We start from the raw sequence: 4,418 nt of genomic DNA, 5'->3' as shown, positions 1-4,418 counted from the left end.
CTAGGACGGGGGCCGCGTCGGGGGACGGCGCGTCCGCGACACCGACCGCGCCGGCCCGCCGGTCGGCGACCGCGACACCCGCCGCCGTGGCCCCGGCGTCGGCCGCCGCATCCGCCGCCGCGTCCCGCTTGGTCCACCGGCCGAGCCGGTACCCGGCCGCGCCGGGCACCACGGCACCGGCGACGCCCACGGTGTTCTTGCGCGCCTCCGCGACCGACTTGTCGAGATGCGCCTGGCTCTTCTCCCGCGACCCGACCGCCGAGTACCCGACCGCCGAGAACAGGTGCTGGAACGGCTTGCGGTACACGAACGCCGCACACGTGACCAGCGCGATCAGCAGGATCTGCAGGCCCCACGGCAGCGTCTCGCCGAGGATCAGCCCGTACGCCCACAGCAGCAGCGACAGCACGCCGATCAGCGCCGCCTGTTTCAGCAGCATCGACAGCAGCAGTTCCAGCCACCGGATCGCGATGACGCGCCCGATCCCCGGATGGATGCCGATCCCGAGGAAGATCGGCCCGGCCACGAGCAGGAGCAGGAACGCGATCTTCACGACGATCAGCGCGATCGCGATCACCAGGATCAGCAGGCCCGCGACCAGGGCCGCGAACAGCCCGCCGAACGCGACCGCCAGGCGGCTCGTCCAGTTCTTGCCCTGGAACAGCGCGTACGTGCCGGAGTAGTTGTCCTTGACGTTCTTCGAGACGTCCTTGTAGGCGTCGGCCTTCTTCGCCAGGTCGACCTTCTGCTGCCCGTACGTCTCGGACATGTCGACCGCCTGCGCGTACAGCAGCTTGTCGGCGTTGTCCTTGACGATCTTGGCGTTCGGGTCGGTCGTGCCGAACTCGCCCATCAGCCACGGCTTGCACACGAGGGCGACCCACAGCCCGTTCGCGTTCCGCGTCGTGGCGTCAGGCTGGGCGGCCGCGGGCGGTGCGGGCTGCCCCGAAGGCTGCGCGGGCGCGGGGATGCACGTCGACCCCTTGGTATCGCTCTGCGGTAGCGCCGCGTTGAACGCGGCGCTCGTCGCCCCCGACACCTTCGTGCCGAGCGTGGTGAAGTCCGCGGGCCGCGCGATCAGCCAGATCAGCGCGACCATCGCCGCGACCATCCAGATCACGCCCTCGGTGACCTTGCTCGCCCGCTTGCGCACCAGCCCCCACCAGGCCAGCGTGATCGCGCCGAGGATCACCACCCAGGACCAGTACCGGGCGTTGAACGTCTTGCCCATCTGGCTGATCACACCGTCCACGGTGCCCTTCAGCCAGCCGAGCAGGGACTCGCTCGCCGCCGCCTGGTACACGCTGATCGTCGTCCGGTCGATCGCCCGCACCAGCGTGAACGTCGTGTTCGCGAGGGCGTTCCCCATCATCGCCATCGCGTCCGAGCAGCCCATGTCGACCGCGTACCAGGACTGGCCCGCCGTCCCGTACCGGTCGTAGTACGTCAGCTGCGCCGGGGGCGTCGCCTTCAGCTTGTCGCTCGGGTAGTCGGGCGGCTTGATCATCCCGTCCGCCCCGGCCCCGTACTGCTCCGGCGCCGGACTGTCCGCCGGCCGGCACGGGTCCCCGCCGAACGGGCCCGCGCTCGCGAGCGGGGTCAGCCCGAACATGAGCAGGGCCAGGATGAGCGTCAGCAGCGCCGACCGGCGGGGGGCCCGCCGCCGCCTGCCGTCCTTGCGGGCCAGGTCGAGCCCTTCGCCCGGACGCCGCTGGATGCGCGGGGCGCCGCGGCCGGGGAACACGGGGGGTCGGCGGGCTTTCATGGGGCGGCCTCCTCGGTGTGGGCCCCCGCGGCGGACAGGTCGGACGTCCCGGGGTGCTGCCGGGTCGGGTTCGTGTCGAGCCAGGCGCGCAGTTCCGGCGAGACGAGGTCGACGCCGATGCGGCCCGCGCGGCCGTCCAGGTCGCGAAACACGCACTCGCCGTTGCCCAGGTTCCGCAGGACGGCCTTGTGCTCGTCGGACGGCTCCACCCCGAGCAGGGCCATCACGTTCCCGACCTCGACCCGCTCGGTCGAGCGGAACGAGAACACCGAGGACAGGCAGTTGGTCACCTGTTCATTCAAGAGGTCCCCGGCGTTCTGTGACACCAGGATCAACGCAGTGTTGCGAGAACGCCCCATGCGCGACACTTCCGGCACCAGTTTGGCGCCCTCCGGTGTCGATGTGATGGCCCACGCCTCGTCCAGGAAGATGGCCTTCGGGAGGCGGCGGTCCAGGCCGTGCATCAGCCGCCGGGCGAACTGCGACACCAGGTACATCAGCGCCACCGAGAGGCGCTGTTCGTAGGAGTAGTCCTCGCGGCTGATCGACACGTCCGGGAGGGTGAGCCCGCCGAGGGTGAAAACGGTCGTCCAGCCCTCGGTGTCGATCCGGTCGCCGCCGGACGGGTCGAAGCACAGCCGCGCGAGCCGCATCTCCGACATCGACCGCAGCACCGCGCCGAGGTTCTTGGACGCCGGGTCCGGAGCCGACTCCAGGTGGTCCACGACCTTGCCGAGGGACGGCCGGTCGGCGTTCGCGACCGCCCCGACCGCCTGGATCATCGCCGACTCGCGCTCCTCCGACATGCGCGGCAGCAGCAGCCGGAGCGTCTCGGTCGCCATCGTCTTCTTCGCGGCCAGGTCGTCCCCGAACGAGAACGGGTCGAGCAGGCCGGGCGCGGCGGACCCGAGCGGCAGGACGCGGGCCTTGCGGCCGCGCGCCCGCAGCAGCTCCACCAGCGACTCGGCGTCGCCCTTCGGGTCGATCGCGGCGATCGTCACCCCGCGCAGCGCCATCTGGTAGATCAGCAGCAGCGCGAGGGTGGTCTTGCCGCCGCCGGGCTCGCCGGTGATCGCGACCGCGGTCGGCCGGTTCCGGGCCGCCGCGACCAGCGGGTCGAAGTGCACGATCGACCGGGCGCGGCCCAGCGTCTCGCCGATGTACGGGCCGATCCAGCCCTCGTTCGCGTCGTCCGGACGGTCGCCGAGGTCGACCGTCGCGGTCGGCATGCCGCCGGCGATCGTGCGGAGAGGCTGCCGCTGCGCGTAGGCGTTCAGCCGGATGCGGTCGCCGGGCAGCGACTCGCAGAACAGGCTGAACTGGTCGCCGGTCGAGTTCACCACGTCGATGCCGATGTCGCGGTAGTGCTCGACCACGGTGTCCACGCGCTGCGCCAGGAGCTCGGCGCTGGGCGCGGACACGATCAGCCGGTGCCAGCCGTACACGAACGGCAGGCGCTCCTTGGTGATGCCGTGCTCCAGCATGCGCGCCGCGTCGATCTGCTCGGCGAGCGCGATCGGCGCCTCCGCGCCGGCCTCGCGGATGTGCTGGTCCATGTCGCGCGCGTGCGCGAGCTTGCGCGAGACGTCCTTGGACGCCTTGGCGGGCGGGATCAGCTTCATCCGCGCGCTGATCTCGACCGGGAACGACAGGGCGTCCGCGTAGTGGAACCAGGGCTCGCCGTCCGGGAACGGCATCAGGTCGGGGAACCGCGCGAACGACAGGTACGCCACGAAAGACTCGGCCGTCGCACCGACGCCCACGCCGTTGAAGTTCGGCTGCTCCATCCGCAGGTACGAGCGGCCGTTGTGGATGGCGCCCTCGACCAGCGCCTCGATCTCCCCGCGCCCCCACGTCCGGCGCGGGACGGCGGACGGCGGCGGGTCGATCAGCGACCCGGTGACGGCGTGCTGGAACAGCCACGCGACCTCGGTGGAGGTGGCGTGCCGCGCGTACAGCGCGGACGCGCCGAGCGCCCGGCCGATCCGCTCGGCCTGCTCGGTCCAGCGCGCGATCTCCTTGCCGTCGATCGCGTCGTCCTCGATGCCGAGGGCCGACTCGCTGCGCTTGTAGAAGTTCAGCAGCTGCGCGATCGCCCCGCCGGACAGCTGCGCGCCCATGCCGCGCGGACCGAGCCGGACGCCGAGGTAGATCTCCTTGGTCCAGAAGACCTTCGCCCAGACGTGCCGGTAGGTCTCCTCCAGGTAGTCCGCCCAGCCGGGACCGCCGTCGGACGTCCGGTCCAGCGCCCGCGCCCACTCGGCGGCCGGGTAGGTGCGGTGCGCGACCCGGAGGTGGATCTCCGCGTCCTGCATGCGGATGCCCGCGAGCGCGATGGTGATGTTCGTGGCGAGCGCCTCGCGCTCCTCGCCCGTGGTGAACTCGTAGGACACCGTCGGCAACCGGAAGTACGCCCACGCCGAGTTGTCGGTCAGCAGCACCCGGTCGTCGAAGTAGCGGACGGGCAGCCGGCTCGACCGCGGCTTCGTCATCCGGCTCATCGCTCGTGCCTCCGGTCCGGTCGCGCTCGTCCGGGACCTGGCTCGGGGCTCATCGGGCGGCCTCCTGCTGCTGCTCGGTGTAACGCTCGGGCACGGCGGCGAACCCGCCGGCGACCACGCCGGCGAGGGCGAGATAGGCGCGCCGCGTCGGC

At 71.8% G+C, this 4,418-nt stretch carries 2 protein-coding genes; both read right to left on the bottom strand.

The window, feature by feature from the left end:
* Positions 1–1,765, bottom strand: a 1,765-nt coding sequence (locus tag AB0J52_RS29105; RefSeq protein ID WP_500185711.1) for a type IV secretion system protein, incomplete at its 3' end; no start/stop codon positions are given.
* Positions 1,762–4,266, bottom strand: a complete 2,505-nt coding sequence (locus tag AB0J52_RS29100) for an ATP-binding protein (protein ID WP_500185710.1) — start codon at positions 4,264–4,266, stop codon at positions 1,762–1,764. The genes AB0J52_RS29100 and AB0J52_RS29105, both read right to left, overlap by 4 nt.
* Between the last annotated feature and the right edge of the window lie 152 nt (positions 4,267–4,418).

The organism is Spirillospora sp. NPDC049652, from assembly GCF_040675125.1.
Lineage (GTDB): Bacteria > Actinomycetota > Actinomycetes > Streptosporangiales > Streptosporangiaceae > Spirillospora.
Note: the sequence above shows the minus strand (reverse complement) of the source record. Positions and strands in the feature narration are given on the sequence as shown.